Source organism: Streptococcus sp. CF8-6 (genome assembly GCF_024295845.1).
GTDB lineage: Bacteria > Bacillota > Bacilli > Lactobacillales > Streptococcaceae > Streptococcus > Streptococcus oralis_BO.
In genome coordinates this window covers 99,439-119,356 of the sequence record NZ_JANCOF010000001.1, presented here as the reverse complement: position 1 = coordinate 119,356, position 19,918 = coordinate 99,439, and the positions used below count along the sequence as shown (strand labels likewise).

18 protein-coding genes are annotated in these 19,918 nt (G+C 36.9%); all 18 read right to left on the bottom strand.

Translation table 11 applies throughout. The annotated features are described in order from the left end of the window. Nucleotides 1-41 precede the first annotated feature (41 nt). A complete protein-coding gene (locus NML69_RS00590; protein ID WP_084860280.1) occupies nucleotides 42-1,094 on the bottom strand; it encodes a galactofuranosyltransferase in 1,053 nt (350 codons plus the stop codon). Between the two features lie 27 nt (nucleotides 1,095-1,121). Beyond that, nucleotides 1,122-2,225, bottom strand: coding sequence for a UDP-galactopyranose mutase (glf, locus tag NML69_RS00585; protein ID WP_254725000.1), 1,104 nt, complete (start codon nucleotides 2,223-2,225; stop codon nucleotides 1,122-1,124). 13 nt (nucleotides 2,226-2,238) lie between these two features. Next, entirely contained in the window at nucleotides 2,239-3,219 is a 981-nt protein-coding gene (locus NML69_RS00580; RefSeq protein ID WP_084860282.1) for an acyltransferase, read from the bottom strand. A gap of 20 nt (nucleotides 3,220-3,239) precedes the next feature. Then, entirely contained in the window at nucleotides 3,240-4,655 is a 1,416-nt protein-coding gene (locus NML69_RS00575) for a flippase (protein WP_254724999.1), read from the bottom strand. Nucleotides 4,656-4,809: 154 nt separating this feature from the next. Continuing rightward, nucleotides 4,810-5,763 carry a glycosyltransferase family 2 protein gene (locus tag NML69_RS00570; RefSeq protein ID WP_084860284.1) on the bottom strand — a complete coding sequence of 318 codons (954 nt, stop codon included), beginning with the start codon at nucleotides 5,761-5,763 and terminating at the stop codon, nucleotides 4,810-4,812. A gap of 322 nt (nucleotides 5,764-6,085) precedes the next feature. Then, the gene (locus NML69_RS00565) at nucleotides 6,086-7,180 is read right to left on the bottom strand and encodes a glycosyltransferase family 4 protein (RefSeq protein WP_254724998.1); all 1,095 of its coding nucleotides are present in this window, start codon (nucleotides 7,178-7,180) and stop codon (nucleotides 6,086-6,088) included. 7 nt (nucleotides 7,181-7,187) lie between these two features. Continuing rightward, on the bottom strand, nucleotides 7,188-8,024 hold the full coding sequence (locus NML69_RS00560) for a phosphorylcholine transferase LicD (protein WP_254724997.1): 837 nt from the start codon (nucleotides 8,022-8,024) through the stop codon (nucleotides 7,188-7,190). An 85-nt stretch (nucleotides 8,025-8,109) separates the two neighbouring features. Beyond that, a complete protein-coding gene (locus NML69_RS00555) occupies nucleotides 8,110-9,327 on the bottom strand; it encodes a polymerase (protein ID WP_254724996.1) in 1,218 nt (405 codons plus the stop codon). 19 nt (nucleotides 9,328-9,346) lie between these two features. Next, nucleotides 9,347-10,141, bottom strand: coding sequence for a DUF4422 domain-containing protein (locus NML69_RS00550; protein WP_254724995.1), 795 nt, complete (start codon nucleotides 10,139-10,141; stop codon nucleotides 9,347-9,349). A gap of 214 nt (nucleotides 10,142-10,355) precedes the next feature. Then, nucleotides 10,356-10,991 (bottom strand): sugar transferase, encoded by a 636-nt coding sequence (locus NML69_RS00545; protein ID WP_254724994.1) that lies wholly within the window; start codon nucleotides 10,989-10,991, stop codon nucleotides 10,356-10,358. Between the two features lie 55 nt (nucleotides 10,992-11,046). Continuing rightward, nucleotides 11,047-11,730 carry a tyrosine-protein kinase gene (locus NML69_RS00540; protein ID WP_254724993.1) on the bottom strand — a complete coding sequence of 228 codons (684 nt, stop codon included), beginning with the start codon at nucleotides 11,728-11,730 and terminating at the stop codon, nucleotides 11,047-11,049. Between the two features lie 9 nt (nucleotides 11,731-11,739). Continuing rightward, nucleotides 11,740-12,432, bottom strand: coding sequence for a capsular polysaccharide biosynthesis protein CpsC (gene cpsC / locus NML69_RS00535; protein ID WP_254724992.1), 693 nt, complete (start codon nucleotides 12,430-12,432; stop codon nucleotides 11,740-11,742). Nucleotides 12,433-12,440: 8 nt separating this feature from the next. Next, nucleotides 12,441-13,172 carry a capsular polysaccharide biosynthesis protein Cps4B gene (cps4B, locus tag NML69_RS00530; protein ID WP_254724991.1) on the bottom strand — a complete coding sequence of 244 codons (732 nt, stop codon included), beginning with the start codon at nucleotides 13,170-13,172 and terminating at the stop codon, nucleotides 12,441-12,443. A 1-nt stretch (nucleotide 13,173) separates the two neighbouring features. Next, nucleotides 13,174-14,619 (bottom strand): LCP family protein, encoded by a 1,446-nt coding sequence (locus NML69_RS00525; RefSeq protein ID WP_254724990.1) that lies wholly within the window; start codon nucleotides 14,617-14,619, stop codon nucleotides 13,174-13,176. Between the two features lie 191 nt (nucleotides 14,620-14,810). Continuing rightward, nucleotides 14,811-16,772 (bottom strand): peptide ABC transporter substrate-binding protein, encoded by a 1,962-nt coding sequence (locus tag NML69_RS00520; RefSeq protein ID WP_000594269.1) that lies wholly within the window; start codon nucleotides 16,770-16,772, stop codon nucleotides 14,811-14,813. Between the two features lie 147 nt (nucleotides 16,773-16,919). Then, nucleotides 16,920-18,887: a peptide ABC transporter substrate-binding protein gene (locus NML69_RS00515; RefSeq protein WP_254724989.1), complete on the bottom strand. Its 1,968-nt coding sequence runs from the start codon at nucleotides 18,885-18,887 to the stop codon at nucleotides 16,920-16,922. A gap of 286 nt (nucleotides 18,888-19,173) precedes the next feature. Next, on the bottom strand, nucleotides 19,174-19,686 hold the full coding sequence (locus tag NML69_RS00510; RefSeq protein WP_198460136.1) for a GNAT family N-acetyltransferase: 513 nt from the start codon (nucleotides 19,684-19,686) through the stop codon (nucleotides 19,174-19,176). Between the two features lie 51 nt (nucleotides 19,687-19,737). Further along, nucleotides 19,738-19,902 carry a hypothetical protein gene (locus NML69_RS00505; RefSeq protein WP_193750114.1) on the bottom strand — a complete coding sequence of 55 codons (165 nt, stop codon included), beginning with the start codon at nucleotides 19,900-19,902 and terminating at the stop codon, nucleotides 19,738-19,740. Nucleotides 19,903-19,918: the final 16 nt, after the last annotated feature.

Genomic DNA, 19,918 nt, shown 5'->3' with positions numbered 1-19,918 from the left:
TAATCTTTCTAACGAACTGATCAATGAGTAGCTTCAAATTCTTACTTCAATTTAGAAATGGCCGATTTCAGATAATCTCCACTTCGAATCGCTACTCCTACTTGTCTGGCATTAGCCGACAGTTTCATGTAATCTTGATCTGTCAAATCGTCCAGTGCCTTTTGGAGGTCATGTAGAGAATCAATTGCTATACCACATTGCTTATCTAGCACAAAATGCGCAAGGGCAGACTCTTTCCAAACAACTAGAGGAAAGCCCGAAGCCAAATAAAGAGAAGCCTTGTGGGAGTTGTTAATACGTAGGTAATTTCCGAAAGAACCTTTGCAAGTTTCTGAACTATCACCATCCCACACCAAACCAAAACTACCTTGAAGAGCATTTGGGAGGTCATCTGGCATAAAGGAACCAAAGTAGGTGGTATTTTTCAATGCACGACTTTCATCGTACCCCATTCCATAGAGATTATAGGCTGGCTGTTCTGGCAAATTATAAAGATAGCCTGATTTTGTTGGAATTAGATTTCCGGCGATGATAATCGCTTCTTCTTTTTGGGGAACATTTTTTTCCTCAAAGTTCGGAATCAGATAGTCAAAAATCTCCAAGCTAACCATTTTATCTGATGGTATGCCTTGAATTGTCAAGGCATTTTTCATGATATCATTATGAACGATAATGCCATCCACTGATGTAAGAGCCGCCTTCTCTTGGAAGTAATTTCTCACTTTATGACGAATTTTCACTGCTGAATTTCCTACATGACGCAAGGTTTCAATATCATGGATCACAAGATAGAATTTGACTCCTCTATTTTGCGCCTGCTTAATGAGTTGTGAGATGAAAAATGTATGGTGTATAATCGGGAACTGAATCAGCAATTCATCTCCAGATCCTAACTGATCAAACACAGACTTGATTGCCCGATATTTGTGTTGCTGAGCTTTAAAGAAATTCATCTTATACCAATTCTCAACCTTGAGTTCCACCCCCTTATAACCCTCTGAGATTAGAATAGCTTCCACGTCATTTCGTGCCTTATTTCCTGCATTCTTTTCGTATTCATTATGCAGAAATGAATCCTTCAGATAATATTTCACCTTTTCTCCCCTTTATCTGTGATGTTCTTAGATACTCCCTAGTTCTTCCTCTACCACATCCAATGCACGTTCAATGACCACATGCATATCGTAGTATTTATAATCTGCTAAACGTCCACAGAAAATAACCTTATCATTCTGCGCCGCTTCTTCTTGATACTTAGCAAACATGGCATTGTTTCTCTCATCATTGATTGGATAATATGGCTCATCTCCACGTTTCCAATCAGCTGGATACTCACGAGTGATAACCGTCTTTGGTTGAGTACCATACTCGAAATGCTTGTGCTCGATGATACGAGTATAAGGAATCTCACGTTCTGTATAGTTGACCACGGCATTCCCTTGATAATTTTCTTCATCCAAGACTTCATGTTCAAAACGAAGGCTACGGTATTCCAACTCCCCGTGTTTGTAGTCAAAGTACTGGTCAATCATCCCTGTAAAGACAACTTTTTCAGCTGATTCTTCTAGCTCTTCACGATTGGCAAAGAAATCAACACCAAGCTCTACTTCTACATCGCCAAGCATGTTTTCAATGATGACGTTATAGCCACCGATTGGAATACCTTGGTAACGGTCGTTAAAGTAGTTGTTATCAAAGGTCAAACGCACTGGGAGGCGCTTGATAATAAATGGCGGAAGGTCTGTTGCAGAACGTCCCCATTGTTTTTCTGTGTAGCCCTTGATCAACTTTTCATAGATATCTGGACCAATCAACTTGATGGCTTGTTCTTCCAAGTTCTTGGGCTCAACATCTTTCATATCAGCCGTTTGCTGGGCAATCTTGTCCTTGACTTCTTGTGGTGTCTTAGTCCCCCACATAGCGTAGAAGGTATTCATATTGAAAGGAAGATTGTAAAGACTCCCCTTGTAGTTAGCCACTGGCGAGTTGATATAGTTGTTAAACTCAGCGAATTGGTTAACATAGTCCCATACTTTTTTATTGGAAGTATGGAAAATGTGGGCACCATACTTGTGGACATTGATGCCCTCAACATTTTCACAGTAGATATTTCCACCGATGTGATCACGCTTGTCAATCACTTTAACTTTTTTACCGCGTTTTGTAGCTTCGTGTGCGAAGATTGCTCCAGACAAACCAGCACCAACGATAAGATAATCGTACATAGTGTTCTCCTTTTTATAATTTGACGATTCGATTGAAGTAAGGAATCTTCATTAACATTCCAACAATAATAAAACTAACACTTAAAGTAAATAGAGCAAAAAGTAAATATGCTCCTACAAAATTAAAACCAAATATCCTTTCCCACAATTTCATAATATAAGTGTGTATTATGAAAACTCCCATTGTTTGATTAGAAAGGAAAACAATCCATTCGTTTCGGTTTTCATTCAACGTAAGCGTGAGGATAGTTAGAAAAATTCCTAGAGTACTGACTTTTACAAATAAAGTATCATAAAAATATTCAGCAAAAAGATTATGGTAAGTATTCTTTGCTAAGAAAAACAATATAATTGGTGAAATCAATAACAAAAGTATGCTAACTATTTTCATCCAATTTTTAAATCTATATTTGAGGTTGTCTATATTGAATTGCGCTATATAACCACCTAAAAGATAGTAGAAAAACCAAGTCCATAATCTAAAAGTTTGCATAACATGAGTTTGTATAGGCATCTGAAGGAAAATATTTGCTAATTCAACTATAAACCCAATTGCCACCAATAAAGATAGAATGTATACATATTTTCTTTTTGAATTTATAACTGTTTTCAAAACAGGCAAACATAAATAAATAAGAATCAGCGAACCAAAAAACCAAAACTGAAAGAAATACCCTTTTTGTAACAGAGAGCCTACAATTTTTTTAATTGGATTAACCGCAAAGTCTCTTTTACAGAGCCAAACGATAATGTTCCATGATGACACTGTTATTAGAATCCATTTGACTTTTTGAAGTATGTAAGGATAAGTTATTTCCCTTTTGCCTAACAATAAATAACCATTGACCATAAAAAATAAAGGGATAGAATAGGTTCCTAGGTAGTATAAATATGTCGAAAAATTCCATGAACCTGTCTCTTTAAATCCGCCCATTGTTGTATGGAGTAAAACGACCCCAATACACGCAAGCACTTTTAATAAATCTAGGCTGATATTCCGATTTTTTTTGCATTCTACTTTTTCCTAATAATTTGTTTTAATTCTTTTACATCTACCACTTTCAAAGATAGAATTGCAAAAAGATAAATGATTCCACCAAGCACTGCAAATACTAAAACATTTATGGCTGGTGAAAAATGTATAAGTGTTTTTAAACCTAGCAAGATACCATACATGATAGCTGATGCTAGAATAATTTTTGTCAAAGATCCGATAAGTGGAACTTCTTTTAGGTATCTACGGGTAAAGTATAATTGTATCGCCCATACCAACGCCTCTGTCAAAACAGAAACAATGGCTGCTCCGATATATCCAAGTTTAGGAAGGAATAGTAAGTTCAAACCTACACTGATTATTGCGGGAGCTGTTGTTGAAATCATGAATTCTTTATTTTGATTGTGAGGTATCAGGATCTGAATTCCCATGATATTGGTCCAACCGATAAAGAACATACGGAAGATCATAATGGCGATTGCATAACGTGCATCCTGAAAATCTTGACCAAGGAAAAACTGAACAAAATCATCATTGACAATCAAGATTCCTGCCATCATCGGAAAAATGACTAAATTATAAATGAGGAAGGACATTTCATGCATCTTATTGACTGCCTTATGATCACCTGTCGCTAACAAATGCGCGACACGAGGCAACATAACGCTTCCCAAGGAAGTTACCAAGGTCAGAAGGATATTTACTAATTTTAGGGCCTGGTCATAAATCCCTACATCTTTTGTAGAAGCTAAGGCTCCAAGCATGGTACGATCCAGCGTAATGTACAAAGAAATAGCTACTTGAGGAAGGAATAATAATATGACCGGCTTTAAATGATGTCTAGCATATTCTATGCTAAAATGAGAACTGCCGATAAACCCACGAGCAGGCACCCACATACTTAGTTGCCCCAAGAGTTCAAATATGGTTAGCAAAACAACATAGAGATATAGGTCATTTGCAGATTTGACAAAGAGGAAGATTGAAATGACTCCAACGAGTTTAACTGTGATATTTCGAACAGTAATCTTTCGAAAATCTTCTAGCCCTTGAAAGAGCCAGGAAATGTCTAAACCTTTTGAAACTAAACTCAAGCCTAGAATGTAGGCTACCGGATTTTGCATAAAGGGAAGAGTTAGACAAAGAAGAGCATATAAGGACAGAGAAAGAAGTGTCGCCCCTAATTGTAGAGAATATATACCCCAAAAGTTTTTATTAATCTCATTACGATGTCCTGAAATAACCTTGGTCCCATAGTTAGCAACTCCCAGCGTCGCTAAGAGGATGAAGTAGGTGACAATGGAATTAAAGTATCCATATGTCCCTAAATCATCCGAAGAAAAGACCCGTGTTACATAGGGAGTCGTAATAATTGGGAGTATAATGACCAACAATTGATAAGAAAGATTGTAGGCGTAGTTTTTTAATACTTTCATTTCAAGTCATCCAATTTAGAATTAATCAGTGAAAACAAAAAGTTTGACTGGTCATACTTATAATGGTCAATTATTCTAAAAACTTCTTTCATATTTCCTCTTTCCTACATTTTTTTGACACTTGTTGTAAATTAAATTGGATCTATGCACGATACTATCGTAGCAACAAATACAATCTAGGGTTTAACATAAAAATAAGGTATTTTAGTTTTAGTTTCCATGATAACTTATTATTTTTTAACAAGTCACTCATTTCGACTCTCAACAACTCTCTATCTTTTGAAAAATCTTTTAAGCCTGAGTCAGCTTTTGCACCAATTATTACAAAACCACCTAATAATTTTTTAGCTTGTAAAGCTTGCTTTAATTCTGGACTCTGAATGTACTCTCTTTTAATAACTTCCTCATTTTTTGCAACAGCTTCAAAGAAATCATATCTTTTTTCAGTAAATGTTGAACGAACTATACTCCCTTCCCTACGATAGTAATTGTAGGTTTCAAGCGGGCTTATCACGATTCTTTCAGCCAAGGCAAGGTGTTCTCCTACAACATAAAAATCCTCATAGATTTTCCCAACTGGAAAAGGGACTCGTTCCAATATGCTTTTTTTATAAAGCTTAGCACAGGCAGAAACCGTTGCAACTTTGTCATCCAACATTAGTTCCAGAGCCTTTTCTTTTGTAATCGGAGCCAAATCTTTATAGTCTGAGTCTTGTAATCGATAAGAAGTATAAGCATTATATTTTGAAGTAGCTTTTACCTTTGTTGAAATCAAGTCTGCTTGATGTGTTTCCTGAATTTTCACGATTAACTCTAGAGTATATTCTTCAAGATAATCATCCGGATCTAAAAAGAAAATCCAATCTGAGTTGGCTTTTGCCACTCCAAAGTTACGTGCATCAGATAATCCACCATTTTCTTTGTGGAACACATGGATATTTTCATATTGCTTTGCATAATCTTCGCATAATATGGGAGAATTATCTGTGGAACCATCATTTACAAGGATTATCTCAAAGTTTTGATAGGTCTGTTTAATTAAGCTTTCTATCGCAAAATGCAGATAGTCTGCAACATTATAAACAGGAACAACGATGCTGATAAACATCTTAAACGCCCCTCTCTTTTTCTTTCTTTTCAGAGTATTTCTTCAAAATCGGATTAAAAATTATTCCAAAAGCAAAGTTAGTCCTATAATTTAAGTAAGACCATCTGTCAAATTTTTTCGTAGGAACGTATTTATATGAGCTTTGCTCAATTTTACTATATAGCTCCTTTAACGACCTTTCCGAATTACTGACCATCCATGACAACCAGTACTTCAAATTTATTTTTATAATTCGGAAACACTTGTTGAAAAGACTCCAGCCCTTTTGAAATATACTCCTGAATATTATAACTAGGCATTACAATTGTTGATAAACAATCCTTCATCTTATCTCATAAATCGTCTCAATTAGTTCAATCCACTGCTTGAGAATTTTTTCCTTATCGAATTTATCCATATTATCCATGGCATGATTGGAGAAGGAACTTCGCAAGTTCGAATCTTCCATCAATTCAAGTATTCTATCACTCATTTTATCGGTATTATAACAATCAATCAGATAACCATTGACCCCATCTTCAACAATCTCATTTGGTCCTGTTGGACATCTGAAACTAACAATTGGGAGGTTGTATTGTTGAGCTTCCAGTAGAACTAGAGGTAAACCTTCATAACGAGAAGTCATGACATAAATCCCTTTATCTCCATAAATCAAATCCTGATTTTTTTCGAGTCCTTTTATGACTAACTTGTCCTGTAAATCATATTCGTTGATTAAATTTCTGATTTTATCCACTTCATCTTGATTGCCGGAACCGTAGATTTCCCAAGTCCAGTCAGACCTTTTCACTAACACTTTTTTCGCGACTTGAACAAGATAATCATATCCTTTTTGATAATCAAAACGGCCAACAGTCACAATTTTAGTTGATTTTTTATTATAGGACACATCTGAAAGAGAAGCCTCTTTCCAATTATAGATGTAGCAAATCCTTTCTTCAGGAACACTGTATTTTTTTATATAATTTTCACGGTCTTCTTGAGTAAGGGTCACGAGTTTATCAGCAAATTTCGCTCCAATATACCTTTGTATCTTCTTAACTTTAGTATCAATATCTACTATAGAATTTGTATGGTCGCAGGAAACAAATTTTGTTTTCAAACCAATTGTGCTTGCTACACCAACTGTATTCATACTCATTCCGATTCCAAAAACAATATCAATGTTCTCTTCTTTCAGATAGTTTCTCAACAACTTGATCGCTTCGAGAAAATTTTTACTCATAGATATTTTCTTTGATGATAAATTTTGATATTGAACTGATTGTTTCAGCGAGAAGAAATTGTTTTCTGTAGAAATCATCGAGAGAAGATGAACTTCATACATAGTTGATAACTCATTTGCAAGGCTGGTTGCTACTTTCAAGCCTCCATCTGTTCTATCGATACTCCATTTCACTAAAGCGATTTTTTTCATCTTTAAACTACACTTCCCCTTCATTTTCACCCAGTGATATAATCTCGTAGTGGTGAAGAGTTCTTTTGTCTTCTGGTGGCAATTGCATATAATCCGCTCCGTAAATGGCTGTTAGATATTCTTTGTATTTGCAAGGACAACAAAGTTTAAGATCTTCAAACTGTAATAGGACTGGTTCTCCAAAGTAATCACTCGGTACTATCTCTTTTAATTTGTAAGCTCCCGTATAATTTCCTGCATAAGCTTCATCAAACGAATATTTTTTTATCGTTTGTAAATACTTTTTCTGTGCCCAGGTAAAGGAAATAATCTTCTCAATATTAACAGCATTCGCAAAAGCAATAATTATCTTTTCAATGAATGGTCGATTTTCTTTTTTCTGATTCACCAAACTATTGAATTGCGAGAGTTGAACCATCATCCTTGCGTACAAGTATCTCAAAGAATGAATTTTTTTCTTTAAAGCGTTAGAGGGCATACCATCTAGCGGGAAAATGTCTATCCACAAACTTTCTACCAATTCTTTTTTACTATAATTCATGATGATTTTTGTAGAATCATCTCGGATCACAGAGAAAGCTTTTTTATAGTTTAATGTATCTTCGCTTAAAAACTTGTAGTTTTCTGGCAAGACATTTGAAGCTATTTTTTTAAACTTTTCATAATCTTCCCTAGGCATACCAATATCAATGTCATCATCCCAAGGAATAAAACCTTGATGACGTACCGCTCCTAGCAAGGTCCCACCTAGAGCATAGTAGGTTAGGTTATTTTCTTCGCAAATATTAATAAACTCTTTCAAAATAGATAAAATCTTATCTTGAATGATTTTGATATCCGACATACTTTCCTCCTATATAAATCGAAATAAAACCGTCTTTCCAGTCTATGCTCTTTTAAGTTCTTGTTAAATACTTTTTACCATTTCACTATACAATTTTTTCAGACGAACGTCCCCCTAGATCTTCATCGCTTTCATCAGAAAACTGATAATCCGAGTTTATTAAAACACCTACTAATATCCAAAAAATATTGTTATGAAGATAGAAATTCAAATCATCAATCATAGAGTGAAAACTCATTAATATCAAAATCAGAGCAAGAATCCACTGGCGTTTCTTAATGACTTTAAGTAGTGTCAAAGATAGAACTGAGACCATTAATCCCAGGATGAGTAGGCCAAATCTCTGTAAAATTTGGACATACAAATTGTCCACATACAGATAGGTCTGATAGTTTCTAACACCTTCAACAGTCAGACCATTCCCATTCCAGTAAACTGGTCGTCCAAAAAATCCAAAACCATAGAGATTTAAAGATTTATTAGCCAAGTATATCCGACCACCTAACATATGATTCACTTTAAAAAGAAGATCATTGATAAAAGAATGACTTGAATTGAGATAGGTAACGGAGACCCAAAAACTAATAACTGCATTTACGATAAAGGTCAGTTTAAAAGCTTTAAACACATATCCTAACTTTGAAAATAGTTTCGGAAACCATTTTATTAACAAACTGCATGCCAGCAATACACAGGAACTATAAAATGTTAAACGAGAATCCGTTTGATCATATACCCAATAAACTGATAGAGCTAACAGTAGCCATTGCCAGTATTGGATTTTGTTTTGCTTTAAATAAAACACAATAGCAACTATATTCATCAGTAAAACCGAAGGAAATAGAGCATATCTAAAGCCTAGGTAAGCCCGTACTCGAGGACCAGAAATTTCTATATAGTTCGTTATTATTCCTAATCTTGCGCTTATGATAACAAAAAACAACAAGCACATACTAACGACTAATGAAGTTTTCGCCACCTTCTTAAAGGGAATATCTCGTAAAGTATAAATAAATAATATACTTACAGGAAGTTCTGAACTGAGAGATGTCATTTTCCCCACTATAAAATAAATTAAAATCGTTGCAAACAAACCAATGAGAGTTCTATAATCATATTTTCTCTTAAACAACTCTTTTATAACCAAAAGAAAGAGGGAAAAAGCTATCGCTAATTTATAAACTGTTCCAGGCAGATACCGAGCATAAAAAGTTACATTTAATATCGAAACCGTTAAAAATATCCCTAAAGCAACAAGAGCCAAAAGTTCTGGTACAGATTTTATTTTTAGTACTAATTTCATTCTTATTATTCATCCCTATCTAAAAACTCTGTCCATATTTTTTTCCAAAGAATTTTGCTTGTAAAAAGGACTTCCCTTTTTGAATCAAATCAATTTTTTCCATATAAATGAACGGAATCTCTTTTACCCGCAAATCTTGTTTTGCCAACCAAACATTGAACAAACGTTCACTGATACGACCAAATAATCTAGCGTCAAAAGCAGAATAGTCTGTAATGTCCAATCTTCTATAGAGTTCATCGATAATTGGGAACAACCATTCACAATAGGCTGCTACATTTTCTTTGGACATGATAAACATATTGAACATATAGCCTCTGCGTTGTTTCATGACCTGATCAAAAGCTTCGATATAATCCGGTCTCAACTCGCTAACAATCTGGCGTGTCACGTCTAAATGATTGGCATCGTGAGTATGTGCATAGTGAGAGTATAACGTTTCAATATAATATTTCCGTTTTTTAGGAACGACAACATCGTATTTTGACAGAAAGTTTTTTACTTCTGATTTGGAAAGAATAATGTCATCCATACTAATTGCTTCTCTATATGAGTGTCGTTTTGATGTGAAATATCTACGGTAATGTACCAATCCAAGATAATCACATTCTAAATTTTTCCAAGCCCAATATAATCCTGTTAATTCACAATAATAAGGATTAAGGTAAGAAATATGAACTCCTTGATTATCTGGTTGATAACCTAAATCTTCCTTACCCTCACTACCAACTTGGATAGGGATATACAAGTCCTTATCCTCTGGCATTTGAAATCGTTTATGTGTTGCAACTATGATTCTATACGTTTTAGACATTTCTATATCCTAATTCAATTCCCTTCATCCATAACTAGCTCAACTACCTTTTAATCAAAATTGTAATCATTCTCTATTAAAAAATATCCAACCAAAATAGATTATCACTAAAACTATCTTGACCCAAAAAGATAAAATTGAATACCAAAGATATCCTTTTTGTATTCAATTTTATCTTTATATATTTCACTTTATGCCGACTCAGTTTGAATTCTCAATGAGCTCCTTCACGGGATAAAACTCTTCTAATGGTCAAAAAGAAGATTTTGATATCTAACCGTAAAGACTGATTTCTAGGATAATATAATTCCATCTCACATCGTTCAGGATAATATACTCCACTCCTACCAGAAACTTGCCATATCCCTGTAATCCCAGGACGAACAGACAATAAAATTTCCTGTTCATCCTCGGTATATTCGTCTAGTTCATTTTCAAGAATTGGTTTTGGACCAATAAGACTCATATCACCTAGTAGTACATTTATAAACTGTGGAACCTCATCAATACTTGTTTTTCTTATAAAATCTCCAATATTTGTAAGTCGTGGATCCTCATTTGGTGGCAATTTATAGCTATTCTTTTTATATTTTTCATAAAGTTCCTTATTCGAAATCAGAATTTCTTCTGCATTCTCGACCATCGACCTAAACTTAATAATTTTAAATTTTTTCCCTCTGAGACCTGCTCTGCACTGTGTAAAAAATATACTTCCTTTGTAACCTTTCATTTTATAGATTACAAAGATGACCAGAGAACAGGGTAAAACTATAAATACCGTTCCAAACAAGCCGATAAATACATCCATAGACCTTTTGAAGGCAATATAGATGATTTTGTTTTGTTTCACCTAAAACTCCCCCTTGTAATAATCCCCTTAGATAATTTTCCAACTACAAGATTCCCTACTTTTTCCCATAGTTCCCATATGCTCCATAGGAGCCATACTTCTCAACTGAAGTATTGAGTTTATTAAGCACAATTCCTAAGAATGGTTTGCTTGTTTGTTCGAGTTGTTCTTTAGCTTTTTGGACATCACGACGATTTGTTTCACCAGCCGCAGTTACTAAAACAGAAGCGTCACACTGCTGCGTGATAATCGCCGCATCGATAACAACTCCAATCGGAGCAGTATCTACAACGATGTAGTCAAAGTACTTGCGTAAGGTGTCAATCATGGTCGCAAAATTTTCACTTTGTAACAAAGCTGTTGGGTTTGGTGATACAGAACCCGCTTGAATGACAAACAAATTTTCAACATTGGTTTCACATAAACCTTGCGATAGGTCTGTTGTGCCTGACAAGAACTCTGTTAGACCTGTAATCTTTTCCCGTGATTTAAAGACACCTGACATGACTGAATTACGGATATCCGCATCGATCAACAGTGTCTTATAGCCTGCACGCGCGAAAGCCCAAGCAATATTGGTAGATGTTGTTGATTTTCCTTCTCCTGGTTTGACAGACGTAATAGAAATCACTTTCAAGTTATTCCCACTCAGTTGTATGTTGGTTCGAAGTGCATTGTAATACTCTTCAGCTTTTCTTGCCAAATCTAATTTTTTTTGTGCAATCTCTAACGTTGGCATTTTTCTCTCCTATTTCAATTTATCCAAATTTGGAACTACTCCCAATAGTGCAATTTGCATCACGTCCTCAATATCTTCTGGACGTTTCACTCGTGTATCCAAGAGCTCAACTAGGAGAACTGTGACAATCATTACAACCGCCCCCGCAAGGAATCCAACCATGGTATTGCGACGAATATTTGGTGAAGATGGCGATGTTGCAGGACGTGCTTCTTCAAGCGTTGTCACATCCGAAACGCGAGTGACGCTGATAATCTTTTGAGCCGCAACCTCTCTCAAAGAGTTGGCGATACGGCTAGCTTCCTCAGGTGCACGGTCTGTAACAGAAATCGATACAATACGCGTATCCACAGGAACTGTTACCTTGATTTTACTAGCTAAACCTTTTGGAGGGAGTTCTAATTTCAAATCAGTCGCAACCTTCTCTAAAACGTCTTGCGAGAGGATGATTTCACGATAGTCTTTTACCAAGTAAGATCCTGCTTGCAAGTCTTGGTTAGTCAAGCCAGGCTTATCTCCCTGATTACGATTGACCACATAAATTCGGGTCGTACTCGTAAACTCCGGCTTCACAATAAAACTACTATAGGCAAATGCTACTGTCCCTGTCACGAATGCTACCAAAGCAATTAACAATTTTCGCTTCCAAAGGATTTTAAGCAAGTGAAATACATCGATTTCCATCATATTTTGTTCTTTCATTTTTTCTCCTAAATTAATTGATCCATTATTATTTTTCGGGGATTATCCTTAAAAAGTTCCTTAGCCTTATCTTCACTGTATTTTTTAGCAATGATATCATAGGCTTCCTCCATATGAGGAGGTCTGTGATCCAAGTTGTGCATATCACTTGCTATCACGTGAACCAGATCTCGTTCCAAGAAATACTGGGCTCTCTTTTTCATAAATTTATAGGTTTCTACGAAGAGTTTTGGTTTCAAAACATGAGAACTATTAACCTGAGTATAACATCCCATATCAATCAGCTCTCGCACGCGCTTTTCATTGTTTTCTAAAGCATCGTACCGTTCAATGTGGGCAATGATGGGTGTAAGGCCTAGCATTAGAATATTACTCAGCCCCTTATGCATGTCCCGATAGGGTGTATTCATACTAAACTCAATCAAAGCATAGCGGCTATCGTTGAGGGTTGGGATTAATTTCTTTTCTAACTTCTCAACAACATCCGGAGTATAGTAGATTTCCGCTCCATAGGCAATGATTAAGTCATCCGCAACTTCCTTAGCCATTTCTCGCACCTTTAGGAAGTTGGTTGCGATTTTTTCCTCAGGAGTTTCAAACATCCCTTTTCGTCTATGCGAAGTTGAAACGATTGTTCGCACTCCTTGACTATAGGCCTCTCTTAGAAGGTTTTTACTTTCCTCTATCGACTTTGGACCATCGTCCACATCAAAAACGATGTGCGAATGGATATCTATCATGCTACTTGCCCTCCATCACATCATTGATAGCAGCTTTCGCAGCGGCCAAGCTACTTTCATCAATTTCCATCATGTAGAGGTTACTATCTGGCATAGCGTATGAAGGAAGATCCGTGCGTCCAGTTCCCTTCAAGTCTTGAGAGTTGACTTTGTAGTTCCCGCCACTCTCCAATTGAGTATTAACCAGATCCATCATAGTTTCCAAAGGCATATTGGTCTGAAGAGAATCTTGCAATCCCTTGATGATGTTATCGTAGTTTTTTAAAGCCTCAGTTGACGTCAACTTCTGAATAATAGCTACAATAACCTTTTGTTGGTTTCGACCACGGTCACGATCTCCATCTGCTAGAGAGTAGCGCTCACGGACAAAACCAAGAGCCTGCTCAGAGTCTAAATGAACATTCCCAACAGGATAATACTTCCCGTTAGTATGTGCTGTAAACTCCTGATCATTATAGACATCAATTCCACCTAAAAGGTCAATTAACTTCAAGAAAGAGGTAAAGTTTAAGCGCACATAGTAGTTAATATCCACTCCATAGAGATTTTCCAAAGTATGAATCGACGAGTCCACTCCATAAATCCCCGCATGAGTCAATTTATCCTTTTGATTATTTCCCCCATCCGCAATCGGAACATAGGAATCTCGAGGCGTTGTAGTCAGAAGGATTTTCTTGGTATCTCGGTTCACAGTCATCAAAATGTTCACATCTGAACGCGAAACGGAACTAATTGGTCCATAGGTATCAATACCACTCACATAAATATTGAAAGCTTCATTCTTCGATACCTTTGGAGCCGCAACATCCTTAGTTAATTGTTTTGTATAGATTTTTTTGATTTTTGAAGCATAATCTGGATACTCTGCTTCAATGATATTTTCAAAGACACTATTTAAGATAATTGCTTTTGTTTCGCCAGAAAGCAGACTCTTATAAGCTGCTAGATAAGAAGCACTCTGTTCAACTGTCAAGTCTTTACTCTGTGTCGTCTTAATATCCGCCACCAACTTTTGGATATTATCATTATCTGTTTCAGTTGGACCTGTTACACTCTCTAACTGAGTCACATTATTGATTTCACTGTCTTTCAAAACGACCACACTCATCGAATACTCTGAGTAGTTTGAGGTCGCATTGATATGATTGGTAAAACCGACAAACTGTTGCAAAGCATAGAGAGAAACCGAGCTAACTACGATAGCAAGTGTCAAAAAGAAAACCGTAAACTTCTCGGCTTTTTTATACACTATCAGGAGGATTGCAATTACAGCAGAAACGAGAATAAGAACCGCCGTAAGGATATTGAGGTATCGAAAAGCTAGGATATTATGTTTGAAAATCAAGAACAACAAAAAACCACTCAATAACAAATAAATGGTTGCTAAAACTATATTAATATTTCGTTTTACATTCCCTAAACGAGCTCTCTTTGAACGTCTACTCATGATAATCCCCTATACACGTTAATAGTTATAAATATTATATCACAATCATGATGGAAATTCCATCCATCCTTGCTATTTTCAGCGTTTTCATTCGCTTTTGTTCTCTTAAATTGCTCTAAAATATGGGCAAAGTTCCGAATGCCATTCTACACAAAAAGACAAGGCGCTCAGGGGCAACCTTGTCCGCAATCTTATTTTACGTGGTTTTCAAACTCTTTTTGGCTCTTTTCAATAGCCTTTTTACTCTCTTCTTCCCACTTAGCCTTGGCCTCGTCAAATTGTTTCTTGGTAACAGGGTCTTTTTGCAATCTCATGTACTTATAATTATTTCCGTCACCCTTGATCCCTACTAGGGAGTAGGCACGTGTAAAGGGAGTTACTTTGGTTACAGAGGCTGTACCACCATTTGACATAGCAGACATGACTAGAGAATTGTCAATCATCCAAGCTTGAGCTTCAGCGTATTTTTCATAACGCTTAGCGACATCTTTGTTCTCAGCATCTGCTTCTTTCAGGAGTTGCGTATAGGTATCGAGCCCCAAACTCTTAATGAGCTCTTGGTCTTCCTTGGCATCAAGACCAAAAATCTTGAGATAGAAGCCAGTTTCAGCATTGAAGGGATCTAGATAAGTTGATGGATCCTGGTAATCACCAACCCAACCATCAAAGTTTAGGTCGTAGTCACGAGCTGCTGGATTTGGTGCTAGGAAGGCAACATTTCCAAAGTCATCTGTAGAAAGCTGTTGAACATCAATGACGATATTGTCAGAACCTAGTACTGTTTCAAGGGTTTGTTTGACCGAGTTCATACCAGAGACCGCATTTTTATTCGTCTGATCAACAGGGACATCCAAATGGATTGGGAAAGTCACGCCTTGGGCTTCCAATTCCTTTTTAGCTTCCGCAAATTTTGCTTGGGCCTTTTCCTTGTTAAAGTAGGCATCTTGAGCGTCTGCCAAATTAATGCCTGACCACTCAGTCCCGTAGTTCACAAGCTTAGAAGCTGTTACTTCTCCAAAGGTCTTATCTCCCACCTGGACAAATGTTGGGGGAACCAGAGTATTACGAAGGGTTTTGCTCGCTGCTTCTTCACCGTTAGATTGAGCAGAGTAGGCTGTTCGATCAATACCAAAGTTGATAGCCTGACGGAAATTTTTATTTAAGATAGCTGTTTGAGCTGATTTCTTTTGTTCGTCCGTTGTTTTAGCGGTATGATTATAGGTTTTGCGGTTGACGTTAAAGTTAAAGTACCAAGATGTCTTGTCTTGTAAGCTATAGACGATATTGTCTTGGTATTTTTCTTTTGTCTTAGCATAGTTCGAACTATTTGGATAGACTCCTGCAATCGAGTAAGCACCACTTTCAAAGTTTCGAATGGTCATCTCCTGATCTGAACCATCAAAGTAGGCCAACTTAACTTTTTCAATGGTTACTTTATCATGGTCATAATAGTGTGGATTCTTCACATATTCGATCGAAGATTTTGATGTAAAATCTTTTAACAGATAGGGACCGTTATAAAGGATACTGTCTGGTGTCAATGTACCAAAATCTTTATCCTTTGATTTCAAGAACTCTTCGTTGACTGGGAAAAGGATACTATTGGTTGTCTTTGAATTCCAGTACGGTTCTGGTCGTGTCAAAGTGTACTCGACTGTGTAATCATCCAAGGCTTTGACACCGACAGTTGAAAAGTCATTGGTCACACCCGTCACATAGTCATTCAATCCCTTGATTGAATTTTGGATCAGATCCATGGCTTGCCCCTTGTTGTCCGCGGCATATTTGATTCCAGTGACAAAATCCTGAGCTTTGACTGAAGCATATTCCTCACCATCAGCCGTATACCACTTGGCATCTTTTCTAAGCTTGTAGGTATAGGTCAAACCATCTGCTGAAACAGACCAATCCTCCGCAAGAGCAGGCACGAGGTTCCCATAGCTGTCATTTTCTAGCAAACCATCTACGAGATTGGTAATAACGGCAGTGTTATCTGCATAATAATCTAGAAGATAGTTAAAAGTTGTCGGATTCGCACTAAATGTTGATGAATAAGTGCTAGTATCTGTGTTGGACTGTCCACATGCAGAGAGCAAAATCCCTGTCGCTAAGACAAGACCTGTCCCGATTAGTCTTTTTTTCATTTTGATCATCATTCACTCCTTTATGTCACTTTTTATAACATAACCATATTTTATCAAATTTATTCAAAAATGTAAAGTTACTGCTTTTATGACAACTGGTGTCTCAAAACAAAAAAGGAGGCACAGTTACCTGCAACTTCCTTTTCTGTTTATAGATTACTTGACGTGTTTTTCAAGTTCTTTTTGGTATTTGGCATTTGTTTCGATTTTTTCTTGTTGCCATTTCTTGAAGGCTTCTTCGTATTCTTTTGCAGTCACAACGTCATTTTGCAACTCCAATCCTTTGAACACAAATGGGTCTCCCTTGATTCCGACTTGAGAGTATGCTTTTGTGAATGGTACAGTTCGGCTAACAGTTGGAGAACCACCTGAAGAAGCAACTGGGATTAAGAGCGAGCTATCAGACACCCAAGCTTGTGCTTTGGCGTATTTTTCATAACGCTTATTAAGGTCACTGGTTTCAGCTGCAGCATCATCCAAGAGTTTCTTGTATTCGTCCAGTCCAACTTGAGCCATCACTTCTGGATCTTTTCCGCGAGTGATTCCCAAGTGTTTAAGGGCAGAACCCTTCTTAGCATCAAGAATGTTGAGGTAGGTAGCTGGGTCTTGATAGTCTGGTCCCCAACCTGTTCCGTTCAAGTCATAGTCTTTTTGGGATGGAACCTTGGCTTGAGACGTAATGCTCATTTTCTCATTATCGGTCATTTGAAGGACATCGACAATGACATTTTCAGTACCAAGTGATGATTCGATAGACTGCTTGAGTGAGTTGGTTTGTTGAACCGCGATTACATCTGTTTGTTCAACTGGGATATCCAAATGGATTGGGAAGGTAACACCCTTGCCCTGCAATTCTTCCTTGGCTTTAGCAAAGGCTGCCTTAGCTTTTTCAGGACTGTAAATCGTATCCTTGCCATCTGTAAGGGCTACATCTTTCCACTGGTCTCCATATGAAACGAGCTCTGCCTGTGCCAACTCTCCAAAGGTTTTTTCACCAACTTGAACGTAGTCATGAGGCACTAGGCTGTTACGGATAATCTTGTCCGCACCTTCTTCACCATTCAACTGAGCAGTGTAAGAGTGACGGTCAAGGGCAAAGTTTAGCGCCTGACGGAAGTTCTTATTAAGAAGAGCTTCTTTCGTTGAAGTTTTTTGAGCCTCGTCTGTCTTAGCTGTTTTATTATAAGACTGGCGATTTACGTTAACAGTGAGGTAGTAACTTGTCGCTTCTTGTGGACTGTAAACAATCTTATCGCCGTACTCTTGTTTAGTTGACTCAAAGTTTGAGCTTGTTGGGAAGAGACGAGCTGTTGTATAAGCTCCTTGTGTAAAGCTGCGAATCAAAGATTCTTGGTCTGATCCATCGTAGAAAGTTAGTTTAATATTGTCAATCTTAACATTGTCCTTATCCCAATAATTTGGATTCTTTTCATATTCAATGACTGATTTTGAAGTCAATGATTTCAAGAAATAAGGACCATTATATAGGATACCCGATGGGGTTGGTGCACCATAGTCGCTCCCTTTAGAATTCAAAAATTCTTCATTAACTGGGAGCATGGTTGCAGTTGTGACCTTAGAGTTCCAGAAACTTTCTGGTTTGTTGAGCGTGTATTCTACCGTGTAATCATCAACAGCCTTAACTCCTACGGTAGAGAAATCATTGCTCTCACCATTAACATACTCTGCCAAACCTTTGATAGAATCCTGAATCAAAGAAAGACCATCCGATTTTCCGTCAGCAGCATGTTTAAGCCCAGTAACAAAGTCTTTGGCCTTAACTTCAGCATATTCTTCTCCATCAGAAGTATACCATTTTACACCCTTACGAAGTTTGTAGGTATAAGTCAAACCATCCTTTGAAACAGACCAGTCTTCTGCAAGTGATGGAATTAAGTTCCCATACTTGTCATTTTCCAAAAGACCATCAACAACGTTTGCTATAACGTCAGAGGTTGAGCTCTTGCTCGTCACACTATAGTCCAAAGAAGATGGATCCATAGCGTAGACATAAGAGAATGTCTTGGGAGCATCCGCCTTCTTTTCACTTTGCCCACAAGCAGTTAACAGTAGGGCTACGCTCAAAACAGCACCTGCTCCTAAGAGCCACTTTTTCGATTTCATAAGTAATCTCCTTAAAGATAGTGTTTTCACCATTATACCCTATTTTTTCATAAAAGCAAGGGCTTTCGACAGATTTTTTAGAAAATTCTAACAAATATTTTTCAAAGGCTTTTCTATATAATTTTTACCAAAAAGCAAAAAAAGTGAACAATTGTCCACTGGGAAAATCAAATTTTAACAGATATACCCGGAGATTCTGAACAAAAAACATCCAAGAAAACATTCTTGAATGTCTGGGAAGATTGATGACTCCATTTGGCCTATCAGCAAACTGGAAATGTTGATACTATGGCCTCATTATCTCAAATACTGCTGTATGAATCCACTCATTATGAAGGTATAAGTCATTTTCTATCATTCTACTAAGGGTGAAGCCATTTTTTATAAGCACCCTCTGAGAGGCCAGATTATCCGTTGCCGTTCCTGCAATGATTCTATTGAGACCATAAGTCGTGAAGGCCTTGTCTAAAACGAGTTTAACCGCTTCGCTAGCATAACCTAAGTTAGTAACATTTTCCCCAATCCTATACCCAAGCTCTGCTGTTTTTCGATCATTCTCTAAAACACTTAAATTGACTCTTCCGACCATAACACCTTGCGAATCTCTGATAAGATGCATGTAGACAGCCCGATTCGTTTGTTCCGCTAACAATTCCCTCGTGATTTCTTTAAAACCTTCTAAATCAAAATAGTTAGCTGGTCTAGGAGGTAAATTTCGTTCAAAATACTCTCGATTTTCTTTTTCAAAAGAATAAACGTCTAGACTATTTTCTTCGGACAACAGCTCTAAACTAATCATTACAAAACATCCCTTCTCTTCTTAGTTAAAATATTGCTAGATAGAGTTTGACTACCTTTGATTAGGATCCCCTTTTTCCTTATTACGATAGTATGTAATAAACTCTTCCTGACTGTTGACAATATGCTCCTGCCCATCTACTGAGTTTTCCGCAGGATTTTTCACATCGTCAAATAAATTCGTTCCTTCCTTATACAAGAGCTGATAAATTGGCACTCCATAAAATGCCTCA

What these genes read in the sequence shown, in the direction of transcription:
- NML69_RS00575 (WP_254724999.1), bottom strand. Translation starts at nt 4,655, where the DNA reads ATGAAAGTATTAAAAAACTACGCCTACAATCTTTCTTATCAATTGTTG.
- NML69_RS00560 (WP_254724997.1), bottom strand. Translation starts at nt 8,024, where the DNA reads ATGTCGGATATCAAAATCATTCAAGATAAGATTTTATCTATTTTGAAA.
- NML69_RS00555 (WP_254724996.1), bottom strand. Translation starts at nt 9,327, where the DNA reads ATGAAATTAGTACTAAAAATAAAATCTGTACCAGAACTTTTGGCTCTT.
- NML69_RS00510 (WP_198460136.1), bottom strand. Translation starts at nt 19,686, where the DNA reads ATGATTAGTTTAGAGCTGTTGTCCGAAGAAAATAGTCTAGACGTTTAT.
- NML69_RS00550 (WP_254724995.1), bottom strand. Translation starts at nt 10,141, where the DNA reads ATGTCTAAAACGTATAGAATCATAGTTGCAACACATAAACGATTTCAA.
- glf (WP_254725000.1), bottom strand. Translation starts at nt 2,225, where the DNA reads ATGTACGATTATCTTATCGTTGGTGCTGGTTTGTCTGGAGCAATCTTC.
- NML69_RS00565 (WP_254724998.1), bottom strand. Translation starts at nt 7,180, where the DNA reads ATGAAAAAAATCGCTTTAGTGAAATGGAGTATCGATAGAACAGATGGA.
- cpsC (WP_254724992.1), bottom strand. Translation starts at nt 12,432, where the DNA reads ATGAAAGAACAAAATATGATGGAAATCGATGTATTTCACTTGCTTAAA.
- NML69_RS00525 (WP_254724990.1), bottom strand. Translation starts at nt 14,619, where the DNA reads ATGAGTAGACGTTCAAAGAGAGCTCGTTTAGGGAATGTAAAACGAAAT.
- NML69_RS00520 (WP_000594269.1), bottom strand. Translation starts at nt 16,772, where the DNA reads ATGATCAAAATGAAAAAAAGACTAATCGGGACAGGTCTTGTCTTAGCG.
- cps4B (WP_254724991.1), bottom strand. Translation starts at nt 13,172, where the DNA reads ATGATAGATATCCATTCGCACATCGTTTTTGATGTGGACGATGGTCCA.
- NML69_RS00540 (WP_254724993.1), bottom strand. Translation starts at nt 11,730, where the DNA reads ATGCCAACGTTAGAGATTGCACAAAAAAAATTAGATTTGGCAAGAAAA.
- NML69_RS00570 (WP_084860284.1), bottom strand. Translation starts at nt 5,763, where the DNA reads ATGTTTATCAGCATCGTTGTTCCTGTTTATAATGTTGCAGACTATCTG.
- NML69_RS00515 (WP_254724989.1), bottom strand. Translation starts at nt 18,887, where the DNA reads ATGAAATCGAAAAAGTGGCTCTTAGGAGCAGGTGCTGTTTTGAGCGTA.